This is a genomic window from Mesorhizobium norvegicum, assembly GCF_004919685.1.
GTDB classification, from domain to species: Bacteria; Pseudomonadota; Alphaproteobacteria; order Rhizobiales; family Rhizobiaceae; genus Mesorhizobium; species Mesorhizobium norvegicum.
Genome location: NZ_SMYZ01000068.1, coordinates 1 through 20,569 on the forward strand (window position 1 = coordinate 1; position 20,569 = coordinate 20,569).

The 20,569-nt window shown below is 62.8% G+C and carries 17 protein-coding genes and 1 pseudogene; 8 read left to right on the forward strand and 10 right to left on the reverse strand.

Annotation, left to right across the window (positions count from 1 at the left end; genetic code table 11):
* Positions 1-241 precede the first annotated feature (241 nt).
* Positions 242-1,708, forward strand: coding sequence for a M81 family metallopeptidase (locus FCU66_RS27135; RefSeq protein ID WP_136615866.1), 1,467 nt, complete (start codon positions 242-244; stop codon positions 1,706-1,708).
* 78 nt (positions 1,709-1,786) lie between these two features.
* Here the strand turns inward: FCU66_RS27135 and FCU66_RS27140 are convergent, their stop codons facing one another.
* From FCU66_RS27140 to FCU66_RS27165, 7 genes are all read right to left on the reverse strand, one after another.
* Positions 1,787-2,812, reverse strand: a complete 1,026-nt coding sequence (locus tag FCU66_RS27140) for an oligopeptide/dipeptide ABC transporter ATP-binding protein (protein ID WP_136615867.1) — start codon at positions 2,810-2,812, stop codon at positions 1,787-1,789.
* Positions 2,809-3,849, reverse strand: coding sequence for an ABC transporter ATP-binding protein (locus FCU66_RS27145; RefSeq protein WP_136615868.1), 1,041 nt, complete (start codon positions 3,847-3,849; stop codon positions 2,809-2,811). Before FCU66_RS27145 ends, FCU66_RS27140 begins: the two co-directional genes overlap by 4 nt.
* A complete protein-coding gene (gene ddpC, locus FCU66_RS27150; RefSeq protein WP_136615869.1) occupies positions 3,849-4,742 on the reverse strand; it encodes a D,D-dipeptide ABC transporter permease in 894 nt (297 codons plus the stop codon). Before ddpC ends, FCU66_RS27145 begins: the two co-directional genes overlap by 1 nt.
* Entirely contained in the window at positions 4,742-5,758 is a 1,017-nt protein-coding gene (locus FCU66_RS27155) for an ABC transporter permease (protein ID WP_032928857.1), read from the reverse strand. The genes ddpC and FCU66_RS27155 overlap by 1 nt, the downstream gene beginning before the upstream one ends.
* A 38-nt stretch (positions 5,759-5,796) precedes the next feature.
* Positions 5,797-6,024, reverse strand: coding sequence for a hypothetical protein (locus FCU66_RS41325; RefSeq protein WP_136615870.1), 228 nt, complete (start codon positions 6,022-6,024; stop codon positions 5,797-5,799).
* Positions 6,021-7,562 (reverse strand): ABC transporter substrate-binding protein, encoded by a 1,542-nt coding sequence (locus FCU66_RS27160; protein ID WP_010914230.1) that lies wholly within the window; start codon positions 7,560-7,562, stop codon positions 6,021-6,023. The genes FCU66_RS41325 and FCU66_RS27160 overlap by 4 nt, the downstream gene beginning before the upstream one ends.
* A 96-nt stretch (positions 7,563-7,658) precedes the next feature.
* Positions 7,659-8,342, reverse strand: coding sequence for a helix-turn-helix domain-containing protein (locus tag FCU66_RS27165; RefSeq protein ID WP_136615871.1), 684 nt, complete (start codon positions 8,340-8,342; stop codon positions 7,659-7,661).
* A 129-nt stretch (positions 8,343-8,471) separates the two neighbouring features.
* Here FCU66_RS27165 and FCU66_RS27170 point away from each other — a divergent pair, with 129 nt between their 5' ends.
* The 6 genes and pseudogenes from FCU66_RS27170 to FCU66_RS27195 form a co-directional block, all read left to right on the forward strand.
* Entirely contained in the window at positions 8,472-9,623 is a 1,152-nt protein-coding gene (locus FCU66_RS27170) for an NAD(P)/FAD-dependent oxidoreductase (protein ID WP_136615872.1), read from the forward strand.
* Positions 9,624-9,649: 26 nt separating this feature from the next.
* Positions 9,650-10,912 (forward strand): amino acid deaminase, encoded by a 1,263-nt coding sequence (locus tag FCU66_RS27175; protein ID WP_136615873.1) that lies wholly within the window; start codon positions 9,650-9,652, stop codon positions 10,910-10,912.
* Between the two features lie 55 nt (positions 10,913-10,967).
* The gene (locus FCU66_RS27180; protein ID WP_136615874.1) at positions 10,968-12,632 is read left to right on the forward strand and encodes a serine hydrolase domain-containing protein; all 1,665 of its coding nucleotides are present in this window, start codon (positions 10,968-10,970) and stop codon (positions 12,630-12,632) included.
* Positions 12,633-12,646: 14 nt separating this feature from the next.
* On the forward strand, positions 12,647-13,741 hold the full coding sequence (locus FCU66_RS27185) for an aminotransferase class I/II-fold pyridoxal phosphate-dependent enzyme (protein ID WP_136615875.1): 1,095 nt from the start codon (positions 12,647-12,649) through the stop codon (positions 13,739-13,741).
* A 16-nt stretch (positions 13,742-13,757) separates the two neighbouring features.
* Entirely contained in the window at positions 13,758-14,555 is a 798-nt protein-coding gene (locus FCU66_RS27190) for a M55 family metallopeptidase (RefSeq protein ID WP_136615876.1), read from the forward strand.
* 23 nt (positions 14,556-14,578) lie between these two features.
* A pseudogene (locus tag FCU66_RS27195) lies at positions 14,579-15,097 on the forward strand (IS91 family transposase); the annotation flags it as partial.
* 412 nt (positions 15,098-15,509) lie between these two features.
* On the opposite strand, the gene FCU66_RS27200 reads toward FCU66_RS27195, so the two are convergent.
* The 3 genes from FCU66_RS27200 to FCU66_RS27210 form a co-directional block, all read right to left on the reverse strand.
* Positions 15,510-16,634, reverse strand: coding sequence for an NAD(P)/FAD-dependent oxidoreductase (locus FCU66_RS27200; protein WP_136615877.1), 1,125 nt, complete (start codon positions 16,632-16,634; stop codon positions 15,510-15,512).
* 91 nt (positions 16,635-16,725) lie between these two features.
* The gene (locus tag FCU66_RS42585; protein ID WP_136615878.1) at positions 16,726-18,267 is read right to left on the reverse strand and encodes an amino acid ABC transporter permease/ATP-binding protein; all 1,542 of its coding nucleotides are present in this window, start codon (positions 18,265-18,267) and stop codon (positions 16,726-16,728) included.
* Between the two features lie 95 nt (positions 18,268-18,362).
* Positions 18,363-19,205, reverse strand: coding sequence for an ABC transporter substrate-binding protein (locus FCU66_RS27210; protein ID WP_136615879.1), 843 nt, complete (start codon positions 19,203-19,205; stop codon positions 18,363-18,365).
* Positions 19,206-19,439: 234 nt separating this feature from the next.
* On the opposite strand from FCU66_RS27210, the gene FCU66_RS27215 reads away from it, so the two are divergent.
* Entirely contained in the window at positions 19,440-20,519 is a 1,080-nt protein-coding gene (locus tag FCU66_RS27215) for a LacI family DNA-binding transcriptional regulator (protein ID WP_136615880.1), read from the forward strand.
* The last annotated feature ends 50 nt before the right edge of the window (positions 20,520-20,569 follow it).

A 20,569-nucleotide genomic window follows, 5' to 3' on the forward strand; every position in this document is an offset into this window, starting at 1 on the left:
CACGGGAAATCTTCGACATGCTGCCTGATCGCAGATTTCCGTCAGCCTTCAGTTAACTTTACGATGCGTCGTCGTCGGCTGGTCGCGCAACCGCCAGCAGCTCGCGAGCGCGATCGAGGCAAGCCTTGCGGGTGGATCCGGCGAACATATTTTCAAGGTCTGTCGGCAATTGACTTTCCGAACATAAACATATTTTTATTGATCATAAAAGTTGTTTCAGGTCGGCGCCAGAGGTGGTTTCGTGAAGTTGTTCATTGCTGGATTGGACACCGAAACCAACACGTTTTCTCCGATACGCACCGGCCATGACGCCTTTGTCGAGGGCCAGGTTGCGCATGGCGACGCCACGACGAAGCCGCTGAATTGCTGCTCTTCACAACTCTTTGTCTGGCACAATGCCGCTCGCGAGCGCGGCTGGACTGTTGTCGAGAGCCTATGCGCCGTGGCGGAGCCCGGCGGCACGACGACACGCTCCGTCTACGAAGATTTCCGTAGCGAAATCCTGCGCGACCTCAAAGCTGCCATGCCGGTGGACGCCGTGCTTCTCGCCTTGCACGGCGCTTGCGTTGCCGAGGGTTACGACGATGTCGAAGGCGATCTGCTGGCCCATGTCCGTGCGCTGGTCGGACCCGATATCCCCATTGGCGCGGAGCTCGATCTGCACTGCCATTTGACGCGGCGCATGATGGAAAGCGCCACCATGATCGTGGCCTATATGGAATATCCCCACACCGACATCGAGGAGCGCGCCGGCCATCTGTTCGAGCTGATGGTCAAGGTGCTGGCCGGAGAGATCCGCCCGGTGATGGCGCTGTTCGATTGCCGCATGATCGGCACCTTCAGGCCCCATCAACAACCCTTGCGCGGGCTGGTCGACCGCATGAAGGCGAGCCAAGGCCGCGACGGCATCCTGTCGGTGTCGTTCGGCCACGGTTTCCCCTGGGGCGATGTCGCCGATGTCGGCGCCAAGATGCTGGTCGTCGCCGATCGCGACGCAGGCAAGGCGCACCAAGTCGCGTCGGCCTTTGGCCGCGAGATTTTCGCGCTGCGCAATGCGCTCGAACCCCATCATCTCACCATCGACGACGCGCTTGATCGCGCGATGGCGACCGACGGCGGCCCGGTCGTGCTGGCTGACGTATCGGACAATGCAGGCGGCGGCGCTCCGGGCGACTCCACCTTCATCATTCGCCGGGTGATCGAACGCGGCATACGCGGCGTCGCCAGCTGCCTGTACTGGGATCCCATTGCGGTGCGGCTTTGCCAGGCCGCCGGCGAAGGCGCGACGCTGCCGCTTCGGATCGGCGGCAAGATCGGGGCGGCATCCGGCGAGCCGCTCGACCTCAACGTCACCGTGCGCCGCATCGCTTCCGGCATCACCCAGCGCTTTGGCGTGGTGCCGCTGCCGATCGGCGACGCCGCCTGGGTCAGCGCCGACGGCATCGATCTGGTGATCAACAGCGTGCGCACGCAAACCTTTCATCCCGAATGCATGACCGCGCTTGGTCTTGATCCCGCCACTCGCAAGATCGTGGTCGTCAAGTCGAGCAATCATTTCCGGGCCGGTTTTGAGCCGATCGCCAAGGACATTCTCTATGTGGCCGCGCCCGGAGCGCTGCAGCCCAATTTCCGCGATCTGGCATACACCAAGCTGCGGCAGCCATACTGGCCGAAGGTCGCGGAGCCATTCGCGGAATTGGCGCTATAATCAACGCCAGGCTTCAGCGTTTCGCGGCGCGCGAACCGGGTAGGTCGACCGCCCTCCGCGGCCGCCCACCATCCGCTTTCAGATATCACCCGCCTGCGCGCGGTGACATCGTACCGAGCGCGGCCATGCCGCCTTGTCCGGCGGTGACATGCTGACGGTTCCGGCACGATCGCCGAATTCGACGAGAGGCTGCAGGCGGTCGCAGCCTGCGGCGGCGAACGAGCAGCGGTCGCGATAGTAGCAGCCGGTTGGCAAGATCCGGTTGTTGGGAAGCTCGCCGACACGGGTCGCAGCAAGCTCGGGCAGCGGGTGCTTGAGGCTCGGAACCGTGGCCAGCAAGGTTCTGGTATAGGGATGCGCCGGAGAATCGAGCACCTGCACCGCCGGTCCGGCCTCGACAATCTGGCCGAGATACATCACCGCCACGCGGTCGCAGAAGTGGCGCACCAGCGAAACGTCGTGCGAGATCATCAGATAGGCAAGGCCGAGCTCACGCTGAAGTTTCAGCAGCAGGTTGATGATCTGCGCCTGCACGGACACGTCGAGCGCGGACGTCGGCTCGTCGAGGATCAACAGGTCCGGATCGGTGCTGATCGCCCGCGCAACCGCGATGCGCTGCCGCTGGCCGCCGGAGAATTCATACGGCCGTCGATCCAGGTGCTCCGGCCGCAGGCCGACGGAAGCAGCGAGTTCGGCGGCGCGCGCCCGCAGCGCGGCTTTCGACATTCCCCCGCGCACATGCAGCGGCTCGGTGATCAGGCGCCACACCGGCAGGCGTGGATCGAGCGAGGATTGCGGATCCTGGAACACGATCTGCATCTGCTGGCGGATTTCACGTTTGCGCCTGCCACGCGCTTCGTGAAAATCCTGGCCGTCGATCACCACCTTGCCCGAGCTGCGCTCGACAAGGCCGATAATCGCCTGGACGAGCGTGCTTTTACCACACCCGGACTCGCCGACGATGCCTAGGCTTTCCCCCGGGCGGATCGTCAGGTCCACCTTGTTGACGGCATGGACATGGGAGGTGGCCCGGCCGAACCAGCCGCCGGGAATCGGAAAATTGACGGTAAGGTCTTCGACGTTGAGAAGAGGCGCGGTCGTCATTGCGTGGCCTCGCTCGCCTTGATCGATGGTTGGATTGTCTCGCGCCGCCAGCAGGCGACGATATGATCGGGAGCAGGCGCCATCGAAGGAGGCTTTGCGAAACATTGATCGTTGGCTTCCGGACAGCGTGGCCGGTAGAAACAGCCCGGCGGCGGATCAAGCAGATTGGGCACGGTTCCGGGGATGGCCTCCAGTTCCGCTTTCGGCTCCACCCGCTCCGGCAGACAGCGCAGCAGCGCTTGAGTGTAGGGGTGCTGTGGCGCTTCCAGCACGGCCCGCGTCGGACCGGACTCGACGATGCGGCCCGCATACATGACGTACAGCCGGTCGCAGAGCTGTGAGACAACAGCAATGTTGTGCGAAATGAAGACAACCGAGGTGCCGGTTCGCTTGGCGCGATCGAGGATCAGGCGAAGGATGACGGCCTGCACCGTCACATCCAGAGCCGTGGTCGGCTCGTCGGCGATGATCAAGCCGGGGTTGCACGAGAAGGCCATGGCGATGAGCACGCGTTGGCGCATGCCGCCCGACAGTTCGAACGGATAGGCCCGCATGATCCGCTCGGGTTCCGCGATCAGCATGTCCTTGAGAATGCCGCGCGCCGTGCGCTCGGCTTCGGCCTCACTGACCGCTTCGTGGCGCTGGATGACGCCGACAAGTTGACGGCCAATCCGGATGGTCGGATTGAGCGCGCTCATCGGCTCCTGGAAGATGGTCGAGACCAGCTTGCCGCGAACGTCCTGGAGTTCGGTTTCATCCATCGCGAAGGGATCGCGGCCAAACAGGCGGATACTGCCCGCGGTGACGCGGTAGCGGCCCTCCGGCAGGAGCCTTGTCGCCGCCATCGTGGTCACCGACTTGCCGCATCCCGACTCGCCGACCAGGCCAACGATCTCGGACGCGCCGATTTCGATCGTCACGTCGTCGAGCGCCTTGATCGCGCCGGCGTAGGTGGGGAATTCCAGCGACAGGCCGTCGATGGTCAGGGCCGCGGGTTTTTGCCCGGTGGGCTTCAGGATTTCGGATGCCGCCACCATCATCGTCCCCCCAACCGTGGATCGAGCATGTCGCGAATGCCGTCGCCAAGCAGGTTGCAGCCCATCGCGGTGATCAGGATGGCAAGGCCGGGGAAGGTGCAGTACCACCATTGGTCGAGGATGTAGTTGCGCCCCGTGCTGACCAGCGCCCCCCATTCAGACGTCGGCGGCTGTGCGCCAAGTCCGATGAAGCTCAACGCCGCGGCAATCAGCACAATGCCGCCAAGGTCAAGCGTTGCCTGCACGATGATCGGCGACATCGCATTGGGCAGGACATGCCAGCGCAGGATGTAGAGTGGCGAGGCGCCGAAGGTGCGCGCCGCCTTGACGAAGACCCGTTCCCTCAAGGACAGCGTCTGCCCGCGCGCCAGCCGCACATAGGCCGGTATGCGCACCATCGCCACGGCCAGCATCGAGTTGACCAGACTGGGGCCGAGTGCCGCCGCGAGCGCCATGGCCAGAACCAGCGCCGGCAGCGCCATGATGACATCCATCAGTCGCATGATCGCCGTATCGATGCGACCACCCAGTATGGCAGACATGCAGCCAATGACCACGCCGATGCTCACCGATATCAGGACGATCATGAACGCCGCGACGCATGAGGCACGCGACCCGTAGATGATGCGTGAAAACAGGTCGCGACCGACTTCGTCGGTACCGAACCAGTGAAGCGCGCTCGGTGGCTGCAGACGCGCGGACAGCATCAGCTTGTCGGGATTGTAGGGTGCAATCAGCGGCGCGGCGACGATCATCACGATGACCATCAAGATGATCACCGCCCCAACCAGCGTCAGTGGGCTGCGGCGGGTCAGATACCAGAAAAAATGTAATCTCGATTTCCAGCCAGCGGCGGCGGCGACACTTTGTGTTGTCGAAGATGCGACGCTCATCATCCGATCTCCCTGATCTGCGGATCGGCGAACATGTAGGCGATGTCGACGATCAGGTTGATGAGGACGTAGCCGATCGATGCAACCACGGTGAACCCCATGATCGCCGGGAAATCGAGCGTCTGGATCGAGGTCACGACATAGGTGCCCATGCCCGGCCATGCGAACACGGTCTCGGTCAGCACCGCGCCGTAGAGAAGGTCGCCGAGCGCCAGGCCAAGCAGCGTGATCGACGGGATCAATGCGTTACGCAAGGCATGGTTGAAGATGATGACCCGGCGTCGCAGGCCACTGGCGCGAGCCGTTCGGATGTAGTCCTCCTGAAGGACGTCCAGCATCGAAGCCCGGATCTGGCGCGTGATGACGCCGAGATTGGCAAAGGCGAGCACGGCGGAAGGCAAGATGAGATGCCGCACGCTGCTCCAGAAAGCGTCCATGCGGCCTTCGAGCAGGGAATCGATCAGGAAGAAGCCGGTGATGCGCGTTGGCAACGCAATGCCCATGTCGATGCGACCGCTCCCGGGCAGAATGTGCAGCTTGGCGTAGAACAGCAGCACCAGCACCAGTGCGAACCAGAACACCGGCATCGAGATACCGCAGACCGAGATGGTGCGAGCCACCTGATCGATTGGTCCGTCCTTGTAGATGGCGGAGGCCACGCCGAGCGGAATGCCGATCACGATCGACAGGATCAGCGAGATGGCGCCGAGCTCCATCGTTGCCGGCAGGAAGGTGGCAATGTCGCCGGCAACCGAGCGGCGCGTCCGCAGCGAGGTACCGAGGTCGCCATGCAGCAGGTTGCTGACGTAGATGGCGAACTGATCCCACACTGGCCGGTCGAGCCCGAGATCGCGCCGCACACTCATCAGCGTTTCGGCGCTTGCCCTGTCACCGGCGATCATCCGGGCGGGATCGCCGGGGATCAGGTGGGAAATGATGAAGGTGATGACCGCGACGCCGAAGACGACGAAGAACAGCATCACGAAGCGGGGGATGATAATGCGCATGATCGTCATTTGAGGTCGGTCCTCGCGGCGCTGCGGGCTTCTTTTGCCTACGGAACAGGGCGGCCGGAAAGGCGTCCCGCCTCCCCGACCGTCAGACATTGTCCGGCGCTTCCCGTGTTCAAGCCATCGTCGAGATTGCACAGCCGGACGCTTCCGGGGATCGTCCGGAAGGCATCTGGCGTGGCAGCACTCTGCAAGGCAGGGATGCCGAAAAGGTCAGGGTCCATATGGGCGACGAACGGGAGCGCCATCGGCGCTCCGTCGCGCGCGGTCATTCCGACTTCGACATGGTGGCGAAGTTGTAGACCTGGATGAGCATCGGGTTGTAGACGTAGCCCTTGACCACGGCCCGCCGCGCGAAGATGTCGTTCTTCTGCATCAGGTAGAGATAGGGTGCGTCTTGCGTCGACAGCTTCTGTGCCTCGAGGTAGAGTTGCTCGCGCTTCGGCTGGTCGATGATGCTGGCGGCCTCGCGAACAAGGCCGGCAACCTTGGGATTGTTGTAGAAGGCGCGGTTACCCGGGCCGCCCATCCGGTCCGGATCGAACCAGTAGTTCATGAACATGTAGGGGTCGGCGAAATCGGGCGTCCATGCGCCTGGCGCCAGGTCGTAATTGCCGCTTGCCGCCATTTCGCGTTTTGTGGTGTCGGCAACAGCCTGCAGATCGAGCTTGATGCCAATGTCGGCGAGATTTGCCTGCAAGGCGAGGCCGACCGGTTCCCAGGCCGTGTCTGCCTGCGAGAATGTGTAGGTCAGATGGATGTCGGATTTGCCGGCTTCCTTCAACAGTGCCTTGGCTTTCTCGACGTCGTAGCTGTACTGGAAACCGTTGGGGTCGTGCGCCCACATGCCGTCCGGAACAGCGCCACGCATCTGCTCGGCCTGGCCCTGCATGATGCCGTCGACGATGCCCTTGTAGTCCACGGCATAGGAGATCGCCTGGCGCACGCGCGCATCGTCGAGCGGTGGGCGTTTGTTGTTCATATAGACGTAGTTGACGTAGAGGCTTGGATTGCTCTCGACAACGATGTTGGGATCGCCTTTGAGCGCGGCCGCCTGGTCGACCGGGACCTGTTCGATGATGTCGGCATCGCCGTTGACGAGCTGCAGGCGGCGCGCCGAGATTTCACCGACGGTGCGCACCACGATCTGCTTCAAGGCCGGAGTTGACCCAGCGTAATGCTCATTGCGATCGAGGACGACGCTCTGGTTGCGTTCCCAGCTGGTGATCTTGTAGGCGCCACTGCCGGCCGTGTGCTCCGCCAGCCATGCCTTGGCCATGTCGCCATCTTTTTCATGCTCCATCACTTTCGGATTGATGATGGCCGCGCCGGAGACGGCCATGGTCGAGAGGAACGGTGCGAACTGCGACGACAGGATGAACTTGACGGTGCCCGGATCGACGACCTGAACTTCCTTCAGCACGGGAAAGGCATCGGAAGGGCCGGCCTTGAGCTTCATTGCGCGGTCGAAGCTGAACTTGACCGCTGCCGCGTCGACAGGTGTGCCGTCATCGAATTTGTGGCCCTGGGCCAGCTTGAAGGTCCAGACCGTGTTGGTGTCGTCGACGGACCAGCTTTCCGCGAGCTCCGGAACGACCTCGGTGGTCGCGCCCTTGTAGGCAACCAGATGCTCATAGGCGGCATAGATGAAGGTATAGCCGCTGTTGCTGATCTCGACGCCAGGGTCCGCGGTCGGCGCGTCCTCCGCCCGGCTGAGAACCAGCACGTCCGAAGCGGCCCATGCTGTTTGCGTAAGCGATGATGTAACTAAAAGGGCAAGGCCCAGCTTCTTCCAGTGCGCGAAAACCATCTATCTACCCTCTGAGGTTCGGCGGACTCGAACGACGCCTGTTTCCGGCAATTTGTCCGCAGGATCAGATTAGGCAGCGATTTTCCTAAGCGCAACTTATTTTCTTATCGTACGCGCCAGTTGATCGGTATTGGCGCGTGGCGCCAGTTTCGAAATGGCGCTTTCAGCGATCGAGGACGAGCCGATCGCGTCGATCAGTTCTTTCTCGGACGTGGAGCAAACGCAGACAAAGCGCGCCGGCTTCTCGCTGACCGTCACGTATGCATGGCCCATCGTTGCGTCGAAATAGACGGAGTCGCCGACCTTCAAGGTCACTGGCTCATAGTGTTCGGTGTGGAGCTCGAGCTCGCCTTCGACCACATAGGTATATTCTTCACCGACGTGGCGGATGAAGGTGCCGAACTCTTCCATCGTGCGGGCGTGCGCCACGCCAAACATCGGGACGATCGACTTTTTCGAGATGTCGGTGCACAAATAGAGATAGTCGTAGTTCTTGGTCTTGATGGACCTGCCCTCGCCTGCCCTGCTGATCGTGCGGCGGCCCAGTGGGCTCGGGGTGGCTTCCGTGGCTCGGGTCCCGAACAGTTCGACAATGTCGACCTTCAGCCCATCGGCCAACTGGACAATGCGGTCGTAGGTCAACGACATCTGGTTGTTTTCAACCTTGGACAATGTCGATATGGCGAGCCCGGTCATCGCGCTGACTTGCGACAGCGTCCAATGGTTGCGGGTGCGGATTTCCCGCACGAAATCACCCAGGCTGGCTTTCTGATCCATCATTTCCGTTGCCGTATCCCGCATTTCAGGCCCTCAAAGATATTACATTCTATTTTTTTGCGCGATACGGAAAACTTCTTGATCAATCGGAAAAATAAGTTTCTGATGAGATCAATCGGCTTGGAGTGAACGATGTTCGACTTTGTTGTTGTAGGCGGCGGCATGGCGGGCGCCTCTGCGGCCTATGAGTTGGCCGACGGGGCGAGCGTTCTGCTTCTCGAGCGTGAGGGCCATTGCGGCTACCACACGACTGGCCGCTCGGCCGCCCTCTTTTCGGAAACCTATGGCAACGCCACCATCCGGTCGCTGACGCGAGCCAGTCGCGGTCTGTATGAAACGCCACCGGCCGGCTTTGCCGAACATCCCCTGCTGACGCCGCGCAATGTGCTTTTCATCGCACGCGCCGATCAGGAAGAGAGCATGTTCAGGATGGTCGAGATATTCGCCCAGACTGGCGAAAAGCCGTCGCTGGCTCTCGATACAGACGCCGTGTGCAGGCGCGTGCCGATCATGCGAGCCGACTATGTGGCACAGGCCCTCCTCGATGAGACGTCGATGGACATCGACGTTCACGGCTTGCATCAAGGCTATCTGCGCGGGGCGCGCAGCCGGGGTGCCCGCATCGCGGTCTCCGCCGAAGTCGTGGATGTAGATCGGGGTCCCTACGGCTGGCGGGTCTCCACGAACAACGGGCAATTCGAGGCAAGGACGATCGTCAATGCCGCTGGCGCATGGGCCGACGCCATTGCAGCCATGGCCGGTGTTGCAACAGCCGGACTAACACCGCTGCGGCGCACGGCCATGATGCTGGACCTGCCTGATGGCGTGGACGGTTCATCCTGGCCGCTTGTGATTGACGTCGACGAGGAGTTCTATTTCAAACCGGACGCCGGGCGGCTTCTCGCTTCGCCGGCGGATGAAACGCCAAGCGCACCTTGTGATGCACAGGCCGACGAGTTTGACGTCGCCGTCGCCATAGACCGCATCCAGCAAGCGGCCGATCTGCCCGTCCGTTCGATTTCACGCCGCTGGGCGGGCCTGCGCACTTTCGCCGCCGATCGTAGCCCGGTGGTTGGCTTCGACCCGCGTTGCGAGGACTTCTTCTGGCTGGCAGGTCAGGGCGGCTATGGCATCCAGACCGCCCCGGCGCTGGCCAAGGTGGCCGCGGCGCTGGCACGCCGCAGGACAGTCGCCGACGAAATTCTCGAAACCGGCTTCGATCCCGATGCGGTGTCACCGGCTCGCGCCGGCCTTGGCAGCGCCGCACATGTCTCCGTTGCGTAGCTCTGGTTTTGGGGGGAGATCGGCCAATGGCCTTCAATCTTGACGCGCTGGCGTCGGTTGTTGTGGACGACAGCATCAAAGGCATTCCGTTCGGCGCAAGGCTCGGACTCGCCGACGTCGCCAATCAGGGCTGGAATGTCCTGGCCGGCGACTTGCCACTGCCCGCGGCAATTATCCGTGCCGATGCGCTCGCCCACAATTCGCGCTGGATGCAGCGTTTCGTATCCGAGCGCGGCGCGCTGATTGCACCGCATGTCAAGACGACGATGTGCCCGCAGATCATTGCCCGCCAGATCGCCGATGGCGCTTGGGGCGTAACCGTCGCGACAGTCCAGCAGATGCGCGTCTGCCGCAATTTCGGTGCGGACCGGATCATCCTCGCCAATCAGGCGGTCGGACGATCGGAGCTCGACGCGATCACCGCGATGGTCAAGGAGCCGGACCTCGATTTCATGATGATCGTCGACAGCGCCGTCGGCATCGAAGCGGCGGCCGAAGCAGTGCGCCGCAACCGCCTCGACCACCCGCTGCAACTGCTTCTCGAACGCGGCTATCCTGGCGGCCGCACCGGCTGCCGGACCAATGACATCGCCCTTGCCCTTGCCAGGCAGATACGCGCCACCCCGGAGCTTCGCCTTGTCGGGATCGAGGCGTTCGAAGGCCTGATAAAAACCGAAAACGGGTCGCCCGAGCAGGCGGTCAGCCTTTTCATGGATGAAATCGCCGCGCTCTTTGACCTTTGCGCGGATGAAGGTTTGTTCGAGAGCGATGCGCCGCTGGTCACCGCCGGCGGCTCCTCCCATTACGATATCGTCATCGAGAGGCTGGCGCACTGCAACGCCCGCGTGGTGACCAGAAGTGGCTGCTACGTCACGCACGATTCCGGGCTCTATCGGAGCGCCCATGAGCGCTTGCAAGCCAAGATCGGGGAGCAGGACGGCCTGCGCCGGGCGCTTGAGATCTGGACCTATGTGCAGTCGGTTCCAGAGCCGGGGCTTGCCCTGCTGACTGCCGGCCGGCGCGACTGCGGCACGGATTCGGGATTTCCCGTGCCGCTGCTCCTGTCCCGCGCGGGCGCCTATCCGCAGGACTTGCCGCCAGGGTGCGAGATCGTCAACCTCAACGATCAGCACGCTTACTTGCGCTTCCCGTCCGATCTACCGCTTGCCGTCGGAGACCGTGTCGGGCTCGGCATTTCCCATCCATGCACGACATTCGACAAGTGGCAGATCATCTATCTTGTCGACAGCGACTACAGGGTGATCGAAGCGATGAAGACCTTCTTTTGAGCGTTCGGCGAAGGAACCCTCACTGCTTCCGATCGATTTTCCGAGGAGACCACCAATGAGCAGACTTTCCGCCGCTGCCATCGAGCTGTTCGAGGACCTGATCCGGCAGCAGGTCGAGGACAAGGCGATCCCTTCCATCTCCTATGGCCTTGTCGACTGCGACGGCCTGATGGTGGCCGGCCATATCCAGCGCCATAACCGCGGCTTCGCCATGGGCGACGACACCTGTTTCCGCATCGGCTCGATCACCAAGACATTCACAGCCCTGTCGATCATGCAGCTTGCCGAAAAAGGGCTTGTCGATCTCGATGTCGACGTCTCCGAATATCTGCCTGGCTTCAAGCCGCTGAACCCGTTTGCAGGGCGCGAAGGCGGGTCGCACGGCGCGCAAATCAGCCTGCGCAAACTGATGAGCCACACCGCCGGCCTGGTGCGCGAGCCCAAGAGCGGCCACTATCTCGACGCAAGGCGGCCGCCGCTGGCCGACACCGTGGCCGAGCTCGCCACCTCGACGCTGAAGCAAGATCCGAGCCTTGGCCAGATGCATTATTCCAACGCCGGCATCGCCGTGGCCGGGAGGGTCATCGAGACGCTGACGCGCAGGAGCTATGCCGAATATGTCACCGAGAACATCCTGAAGCCGCTTGGCATGAACCAGACCTCGTCAGGCCTGGCGCCCGGCATCGCCGAGCGGCTCGCGCCCGCCGACATGTGGACGCTGGAGGGCGACAGCCCGGCGCCTGTGTTCGACCTTGGTGGTCCGCCGGCCGGCAACATCTATTCCACCGTTGGCGACATGGCACGCTATGCCCAGTGCCTGCTGCGCGGCGGCTTCGCGCCGGATGGCCGGACGATCGCATCGCCCGCATCGCTGCGTGAGATGTGGGTGCCGGTCGGCAAGCGCGCCTCCGGCGAAAGGGTGGCGAACACCTATGGCCTGTGCTTCGGCGTCGGCGACGTCGACGGCTGGACGTCGGTCGGCCATGGCGGCGCCGTCTACGGTTATTCGTCCCAGATGATCCTGCTGCCCGCTGCCGGCGTCGGCGTGCTGATTTTCTCGACGCTGGATTTCTCTAATCAGATAGGCGCACGGCTCGGCGTCGAGGGCCTGCGCATCGCGCTGGCCGAGCGCCGTATGGGAACACTGCCGGTGCGGCCGCAGAGCCTGCCGCCCGTCGCCGCCGACCAGCTTGTGGCGCTGCCTGGCCACTACCGGCACGACACCTCCGGCGAAGTCGTCGAGGTCAAGGCCAAGGCCGGCAAGCTCTTTCTGATGGGCGAAGGCGTGCCGTTGCAGATCCGCCCTGTCGCCGGTTCGGATTTCACCATTGACGGGCGTATCTATGGACACGGCGCCGAATATCCGCACATGAACCTGTCGTTTCCCGCTCCCGGCGCACTGGTGTGGAAAGGGGTGAACTGGACGCGCATCGACGCGCTGCCCGCTGAGGCGGTGCCGGCCGAAATCGCGCCGCACCTCGGCGAATACGGCCCGGACTTCAACATCACCTATCTGAGCTACAGCCATGGCGAGCTGAAATGCCTGATCGAGTATTTCTGCACGCACAGCTGCGAGCCGGTGGAGGCCGGGCGCTTTCGCATGCACGGCCTCCTCTACGAGGAGGAGATCCTCGAAATCGACGCCATCGACGATCACGGCCGGCGCGGCATCCGGGTCGGCCCGATGTTCCTCGAGCGCCGGCACGCGCCGGCCGCCTGAACGGAAGAACGCCAATGGCAATGCCGATTATGATGGAATCGCCGCTGGGTGCCCGCATGCGCATCAACGGCCGTGAGGTCGATTATTTCTGCGGCACCAGCTACTTCTGTTTGCATGGCCACCCCGAGGTCATCGAGGCCGCCTGCACCGCCACGCGGCAGTTCGGCATGGGTCCCGGAACATTGGCGCAGATGCAGGCCTATACCGACCTGGGCGAGCGGCTTTGCACGTGGTTCGGCGTCGAGCACGTCGTTTCCATGATATCGGGCTACACTGGCCCGATGACGCTGCTGCAGGGGCTGCGCGACGATTTCGATGTGGTGTTCGTCGATGCCGCCACGCACTACAGCGCCCGCGACGCCATCCCCACGCTCGGCAAGCCAGTCCACAGCTTCGGCCATCTCGATGCCGGCAGCCTGGCTGAAGCGTTGTCGCGTCATGTCGGACCGGGGCAGCGTCCCGTTGTGGTGGTCGACGGCGTCTTTCCCTCGACAGGCGCATTGGCGCCGCTCGCGGATTACCGCAAAGCGATGGCGCCGTATGACGGCGCGCTTTTATGCATCGACGATTCCCACGGCGTCGGCGCGATCGGCGAGAGTGGGCGCGGGTCGCTCGAACATGCCTGCCTGGAGACTGAAGGCAACTATTTAGCGGGCACGCTGAGCAAGGCTTTCGGCGCGCTCGGCGGCATCATTCCGGGCGACGCGGCACTTGCCGAGAAGGTAGGCCGCAACGCCATGATCATGCGCGGCGCGTCGCTGCCGCCGCCGGGCGCGGCGGCAGCGGCCAATGCCGCCTTGCGCATCCTGCAGACGACGCCGCGAATGCGTTGCGACCTCGTCCGCAATGTGCGCCGCATGAGAAGCGGTTTGCGAGAGCTGGGCTTCGATGTCGCCGACACGCCGGTCCCTATCGTTTCCATCAGGGGCGACATCGACTTCGACGCGCTGCAGGCCCGGCTCGACGAACGCGACATCGTCGTCAAGGTGACGCAGGCCTCGGGATATTCCGACGCGCCCGACGTACCGATGATGCGGCTGGCGATGTTTTCCGAGCATTCTCCCGAGCAGATCGACCGGCTGCTGTCGTCGATGGCCGAGCTACTTTGAAACAGGAAGACAGATCATGAAGGTATTCATCAGCGCCGACATCGAAGGCACCGCCGGCATCACCAACTGGGACGAAGCCAAGAAGGGAAATCCCGACTATGCCGAATTCCGCGAGTACATGACCGACGAATTGGTCGCGGCCTGCGAGGGCGCCAGGGCGGCGGGCGCCACCGAAGTGGTGGTGAAGGACGCGCACTCCACGGCGCGCAACCTCATTCTGTCGAAACTGCCAGACTATGTCCGCATCGTGCGCGGCTGGAGCGGCCACCCTGACATGATGATGTTCGGCATCGATGCCAGCTTCGCCGCAGCGCTTTACACCGGCTATCACAACAAGGCGGGGACCGACACCAACCCGCTGGCGCATACCTTGACCGGCACGGTGTCGCGGTTGCTGATCAATGGCGAGGTCGCCTCGGAATATACGCTGAACGCGCTCTGCGCGGCACGCTATCGCGTGCCCTCGGTGTTCCTCAGCGGCGACGCCGGCATGTGCGCGGATGCCAAGGTTCTGGTGCCGGCCATCGGCACGGTAGCGACCAGCGAAGGGTTTGGCCCGGCGACCTCGTCACTGACGCCCGGAGCCGCTGTCAAGACGATCCGAGACGGCGTTGAAGCGGCATTGTCACGCGACCTGTCAGCCTGCCTGCCCCGGCTCGCCGACAGTTTCGAGCTGGTCGTCGAATATACCACACCGGTCGAAGCCTATGGTGCCAGCTGGTATCCGGGTGTCGAGCACGTTGCGGCGCGCACGCTGCGTTTCAAGGCTGCAGATTTCTTCGATATTCAGCGCGCGGTGCGTTTTATTGTCTAGGGGTGGGGAAAGACACCCTGCGGGCCTTCCTGCGCCACCTGGCTCCCGTCCGGAAGAAGCGCTGGGTGGTCTATGCCAAGGCGCCGTTCGCGGGACCGGAGGCGGTGCTCGCCTACCTGTCGCGCTACACCCACCGGGTCGCTATCTCGAACAGCCGCCTGATCGCCTTCGACAAGAACAGCGTCACCTTCCGCTACAAAGACTACCGCCGTGACGGCGCCGACCGTCAGCAGGTCATGGTGCTCACGATCGATGAGTTCATCCGCCGCTTCCTGCTCCATGTCCTGCCGCACGGCTTCCATCGCATCCGGCATTACGGCCTGCTTGCCGGCGGCTCCCGCAAAGGCAGCCTCGCACGCGCCCGCGAACTGCTGAACGTCGCTGCGCCGTCCGAGAACGACACCTCGGAAGAGCCGGCTGATGTCCGGCCGCCATGCCCCTGCTGCGGCGGACGCATGATCGTCATCGAGACGATCCAACGGTGGAGGCAGCCGGGCGGACCGCCCGACGCGAGGACAACTCACCGGGAGACCGTCCCGTGACCCGGCATGACATGATCCAGCCTCCAGCCGCAGGCGCTCAGCCTCCGGCAACGGATCCACACGCGCTCGCGATGTTCATCGACGCCGCAGGGGGCGCATCCGGCTGCGCGACGAGCCGACCACGCCGCGTGGCCGGAAGGCGAAGCGGTCCGTCCGCATCCATCCCGGCGCTTCCCCGCGGCAGTCGCGCCCTCGCCGACATCCGCTGAAATCCGAAATCTCCATAGCCGTCACCTGTGGCCCGCGGGTTCCTTCCTCGGGGACTTTCGTACGCCTGCCGGCGCCCGAAACTCTTCACGAGAGCTACCAGTCTGCTTTTGGACCTGGAGCGGGGTTCGGAAGCACGTGGTGCGGACATTCAACGACTCCAGCGTGTAGATGATTAGCGGCAGTTCATATTTTGCAACGATCCTCAAGAAAACCGAGCTGGCCGAAAGTTTGCAAGGAGTGGGTGCTCTCTTCCGGTGGCGATCTCGCCGGCAAGCAGCTCGCCGGCGATCAAGCCAAGCGTCGCGCCGCTGTGGCTGAAGGCGACGTAATATCCCTTGATGTCCTTCAATTGGCCGAATACCGGTTCGCCGTCTGCGGGTATCGGCTTGGGGCCGACACCATAGCTTTCCAACTCCAGCTTCGGATGGCCCTCGAGAACCTTTGAGGCTTCGATGAGAAGCCCCTGAACGGTCGAATCCTTCACGCCATAAGTACCGTCCGAATTGACGACCACCTCTTCTTCCGACCAGGCGGAATCGAGCGCGAGAGCTCCGTCCGGCGTCGGGCGGATGGCGACGCGCGGCGTGTTGAGCACGGCCCGAAGAGGCAAGTTGACCGGCTTGGTCCTGACCAGCAGCGCGATCGGCGTCCCATCGGCGATATGCCGGCCGGAATCCGCCACCATTCGCGGCACATCGCCACCGGTCGCCAGGAGTACCGCGTCGGCAGCAAAGCTGATGCCGCTCGTCGTCGTGACGCCGGTAGCACGGCCGTTGACGACCGTGACCGCAGCGCTCCCGGCATCGGTGACCAGTTGCCCGCCGCGCTCCACGAATTCCGCAATCAATATCTCGATCAGCGACGGCAGGTCGACCCACCCTTCACCCGGGTTGAAGATCGCGCCTTCAGGCGTGACAGCGCTTGCATCGATGCCCGGCGTGACCGACGCTATCGCGCCTGCGGACAGGTATTGCGCGTCATACCCGAGGCATTTTTCATGGGCGAAGACTTCCGCGATCTCGTTCGAGGCGTTGTCCGCATCCCATGTCAGGCCACCGTCGAAACGCAGCCACGCAGCATCCGGATATCTCGCCGACAGCGTCCGGTAGCGGTCAATGCCGATCATGCGCAGGCGATGATAGTCGGCCGACCGCTTGCGCGCGGAATTGAGCCAGGCGAGTGAGCGGCCAGACGCGCCCTTGGCGAGCGGTCCATTATTGACGAGGACGGTTTCGATGCCGAGCCTTGCAAGATGAACGGCCGAGGACACACCGAAAATGCCGCCCCCGACAACGACGACTTTGGTGACCGGATGTAACGTAGCCATGGAATATTCTTTCACTGTATGGAGGATGAGTGAGCGGCGGGGGCGAAGGCGCTTGGGTTCCACGCGTCTCAGCTGCCGAGCGATGGTGCGGTCACAGCACTTCGGCCAGGAAGTGCTTCAGGCGCGTGCTTTTCGGGGTGTCGAAGATCGCGGCGGGCGTGCCGGCCTCGATGACGCGGCCTTCATCCATGAACACGACCTGATCGGCAACCTTGCGGGCAAAGCCCATTTCATGGGTAACGACGACCATCGTCATGCCGCGTCGACCAAGGTCCGCCATCAGATTGAGGACGCCCTTGACCAGTTCGGGATCGAGCGCGCTCGTCACCTCGTCGAACAAGATGACCTCCGGGTCCATTGCCAGCGCACGGGCGATTGCCACACGCTGTTGCTGGCCACCGGATAGGCTGCCGGGACGATGGTGTTTGCGGGCGGCGAGCCCAACATCGGCAAGGCGCGCCTCGGCGATGCGCTCGGCCTCCTGCACTGGGATTCCCTTGACCTTGGTCAGCGACAGCATGACGTTTTCAAAGGCTGTGTGGTCGGGAAACAGGTTGAAATGCTGGAACACCATGCCGACACGCCGACGCAGCTTTTCAGGCTTCATCGCCAGAGTGCTCGCGCCATCGAGCAGCACGTCGCCACCTTTCGGCTCGACCAGGCGGTTGAGGCAGCGCAACAGGGTCGACTTACCCGAACCTGATGGGCCGATGACACAAGTGACCGTGCCAGGCTTGACCGTCAGGCTGACGCCCTTGAGGACCGCGAGATCGCCGTAGGCCATGTCGAGATTGGTGATCGCGAGACTGCCGCCCTTGAAGCGGGGAAGCGCCGAGATGTCTTCAGGGCGGGCCTCCGAAGGTGGACCGCTGATGGCGCTTTCCAGTTCGCTCACCTCGGCAAGACCGCTGGTGACGAGGCCGGCCTTTTGCTTTCCGACCCGCAGCGAGTTGTCGATATAGTTGACCACATGGGTCAACGGCACGGTGATGACGAGATAGAACATGCCAGCCAGCAGCAATGGCGAGAGGTTTCCGGTAACCACCGCCTGGTCCTGACCGACACGGAAAATCTCGCGCTCCGACGCGAGCAGGCCGAGGAAGTAGACGAGGCTCGAATCCTTGACGTTGCCGATGAACTGGTTGACCAGCGCCGGCAGGACGCGGCGGATGCCCTGCGGGATCACGATCAGACGCATGCCCTGCCCGTAGCTCATGCTGAGCGCCCTGCAGGCTTCCATCTGCCCGCGCTCGACGCTCTGGATGCCCGAGCGGAAAATTTCGCCGATATAGGCGCCGGCGATCAGGCTGAGGGCGAGAATGCCGAGCGGATAGGGCGAAGGCCCGAAAATCTCACGACCGATGCGGGCGAAGCCCTGGCCGATCAGCAGGATCGTCACGATCGCCGGAAGACCGCGGAAAATGTCGGTGTAGACCCTAGCTGGAATGCGCAGCCAACGCGATTGCGAGATGCCCATGACCGCCAGGATCATACCGAGAATGACGCCGAGCACCGTGGAAGTGGCGGCGAGAATCAAGGTGTTCTTCAATCCGATGGTGATCATGCTCGGCAGCACGTCCGCCATGGCTTGCCAGTCAAGGAAACTGCGGCGTAAGTTTTCAAGCCAGTTCATTCGATCCCCTTCCATTGCGCCATTCGCGCCGCCCAGAAATCAGGCGCAACAGCATGTCTTCCAGCCGCCGGCCTCACGGCCGGCGGCTGGTGAGGTCACTTCTTGGGGAGATATTGGTCAGGCATCGGCGAGCCGGGGAACCACTTCTCATAAAGCGTCTTCCAGGTGCCATCCTGCATGGCCGCATGCAGGGCCGTGTTCAGCGCATTGCGAAGCTTATCGTTGCCCTTGCGCACGACGAAGCCCGCAGGCGCGTCGAAGGAAGGAATATTGACCGCTATCGTCAGCCCCGGATAACGCTCGCCGTATTGCTTGGCGGCCTCGTAATCGAGGAAATGCGCGTCGACGGTTCCATTGTTGAGCGCGGAAACGGCGGAGTTGTTGTCGGGGAATTTGACGAGATCCGTTCCGACAAAATTCTTCGCCGCATAGATTTCCTGCAGCGTACCCTGCACGACGCCAAGACGCTTGCCCTTAAGCCCATCCGCCGAAGTTATCGCCTTGTCGGCGGTAAGCACCGAGAGATAGCCTGCGAGATAGCCGTCGGAAAAGTCGACTGTCTTCTTGCGCGCTTCCGTCGTGCCGATCGCCGCGACCGCCACGTCGAAGCGCTCATTGGCAACCGAAGGCATCAGCGCCGAGAACTCCTGACCGGTGAAGATCACCTGATCGGGTTTGAATCCAAGGCGGCTTGCGACGTTCCGGAAGAATTCAATGTCGAAGCCCGTGAACGTTCCATCCGCCTGAGTGAAAGCGTAGGGTTTGGCGTCTCCCATGGTACCGACGCTGATGACCTTCGCATCGATAAGGCCATAGGGATTGTCATCCGCGGCAGCGGCCCGCGAAACCAAACCCGCGCCGATGCACACAACCATAAGAGCCATTGCGCCGGCCTGGACCGGCGACATCAACGACTTGAGAATTCCTGTCCTGCTCATGTCTTCTCTCCACTCTGAAGGTCTGTTCTTCTTGGCATTTACGTTGAGCCCGTAATTTCACGCCTCACATCGTCCGCCGCCACGACAGCGGCTTGCACTGCAGGCTGCCATCACGTCTCCTGGCTCCGCATTTTTTCGAAAGAGACCGGTCTCTTATTGCATGAGACCGGTCTCTTTGATAATCGTTACCGCCAGATTGACCTTCCGTCAACAACTCTTGTAGTCGTTCGTCCGATGAAAAGAACCGCGCCCAAAACCCGGTCGATAACTGTCAGCGACGTCGCCCGCGCGGCAAACGTGTCGAAAGCGACCGCCGCGCGCGTGCTCGGCGGATACGGCGTCGTCAGCGACACGATCCGCGCCGACGTCATGGCTGCCGCCAAGACACTGGACTACCGTCCGAACGAGTTGGCCCGGAGCATGACGACCGGCAGGTCCGGCATCATCGGGGTGGTTGTCGGCGACATCGAGAACCCGTTCTTCAGCCTCGCGGTGCGCGGCATCAGCGATGCGGCAAGGGCAGCCGGATTCAACGTCATTCTGGCCAACTCCGGCGAGCGTATCGAGGTGGAAAAGGCAGCTGTACGGCTGTTGATCGGCAAGCGCGTCGACGGGCTGATCGTCACGCCATCGGAATCGCGGGATATCTCGCATCTGCGAGACATCCACCGTTCAGGCCGACCGCTTGCCCTGCTTGACCGGGCGCTGCCCGATCTGGACGTCGATACTGTCACGGTCGACGATCGCGGCATCGCCATGCGGGCGACCCGCATCCTTGCGGACGCCGGCCACCGCAACATCGCCTATGTCACCGCGGTCGACGCCGAGGGGCATGAATACCGCGACCTCGGGCAAATCTACACCTCATCGGTTCGCGAGCGTATCGACGGTTTCCTCACTGTGTGCCGAGACGCCGGAATTGATAGGCCCGAACGTTATGTTCGCCTTGGTGCAACAAGTCCCGACGAAACGCGCAGGCTCGCCGAAAAGCTGCTGTCCGGGCCTGATCGGCCGACGGCGATCCTTGCTTCCGACAGCCTCATAGCGCTGGAGATCTTCAGGGTCATCCGCCAGCGCGGCCTGAGGATTCCCCAGGACATTTCGCTCATCACCTTCCATGACGCGGACTGGACGAGCGTCACCACCCCGCCCATCACCGTCGTCGACCAGCCCGTCTATTCGCTTGGAAAAAGCGTCGCGGAACTGCTCATTCGCCGCCTGAAGGGCGAAACAAGACCGCCCGAAAGGCTCATTCTGCCGACCGCGATCATTGAGCGCGGATCCGTTGGCCCGCCCTCAAACAGAAAGCCGTAGATGCCTACGTCAAGCGGGGGTGCGGCATCCAAATTGAAATGCCCGAACCC

Coding starts and splice junctions, on each gene's coding strand:
- FCU66_RS27140 (WP_136615867.1), bottom strand. CDS start 2,812: ATGACGACCGCGCCTCTTCTCAACGTCGAAGACCTTACCGTCAATTTT.
- FCU66_RS27145 (WP_136615868.1), bottom strand. CDS start 3,849: ATGGTGGCGGCATCCGAAATCCTGAAGCCCACCGGGCAAAAACCCGCG.
- ddpC (WP_136615869.1), bottom strand. CDS start 4,742: ATGAGCGTCGCATCTTCGACAACACAAAGTGTCGCCGCCGCCGCTGGC.
- FCU66_RS27155 (WP_032928857.1), bottom strand. CDS start 5,758: ATGACGATCATGCGCATTATCATCCCCCGCTTCGTGATGCTGTTCTTC.
- FCU66_RS41325 (WP_136615870.1), bottom strand. CDS start 6,024: ATGACCGCGCGCGACGGAGCGCCGATGGCGCTCCCGTTCGTCGCCCAT.
- FCU66_RS27160 (WP_010914230.1), bottom strand. CDS start 7,562: ATGGTTTTCGCGCACTGGAAGAAGCTGGGCCTTGCCCTTTTAGTTACA.
- FCU66_RS27165 (WP_136615871.1), bottom strand. CDS start 8,342: ATGATGGATCAGAAAGCCAGCCTGGGTGATTTCGTGCGGGAAATCCGC.
- FCU66_RS27170 (WP_136615872.1), top strand. CDS start 8,472: ATGTTCGACTTTGTTGTTGTAGGCGGCGGCATGGCGGGCGCCTCTGCG.
- FCU66_RS27175 (WP_136615873.1), top strand. CDS start 9,650: ATGGCCTTCAATCTTGACGCGCTGGCGTCGGTTGTTGTGGACGACAGC.
- FCU66_RS27180 (WP_136615874.1), top strand. CDS start 10,968: ATGAGCAGACTTTCCGCCGCTGCCATCGAGCTGTTCGAGGACCTGATC.
- FCU66_RS27185 (WP_136615875.1), top strand. CDS start 12,647: ATGGCAATGCCGATTATGATGGAATCGCCGCTGGGTGCCCGCATGCGC.
- FCU66_RS27190 (WP_136615876.1), top strand. CDS start 13,758: ATGAAGGTATTCATCAGCGCCGACATCGAAGGCACCGCCGGCATCACC.
- FCU66_RS27200 (WP_136615877.1), bottom strand. CDS start 16,634: ATGGCTACGTTACATCCGGTCACCAAAGTCGTCGTTGTCGGGGGCGGC.
- FCU66_RS42585 (WP_136615878.1), bottom strand. CDS start 18,267: ATGAACTGGCTTGAAAACTTACGCCGCAGTTTCCTTGACTGGCAAGCC.
- FCU66_RS27210 (WP_136615879.1), bottom strand. CDS start 19,205: ATGAGCAGGACAGGAATTCTCAAGTCGTTGATGTCGCCGGTCCAGGCC.
- FCU66_RS27215 (WP_136615880.1), top strand. CDS start 19,440: ATGAAAAGAACCGCGCCCAAAACCCGGTCGATAACTGTCAGCGACGTC.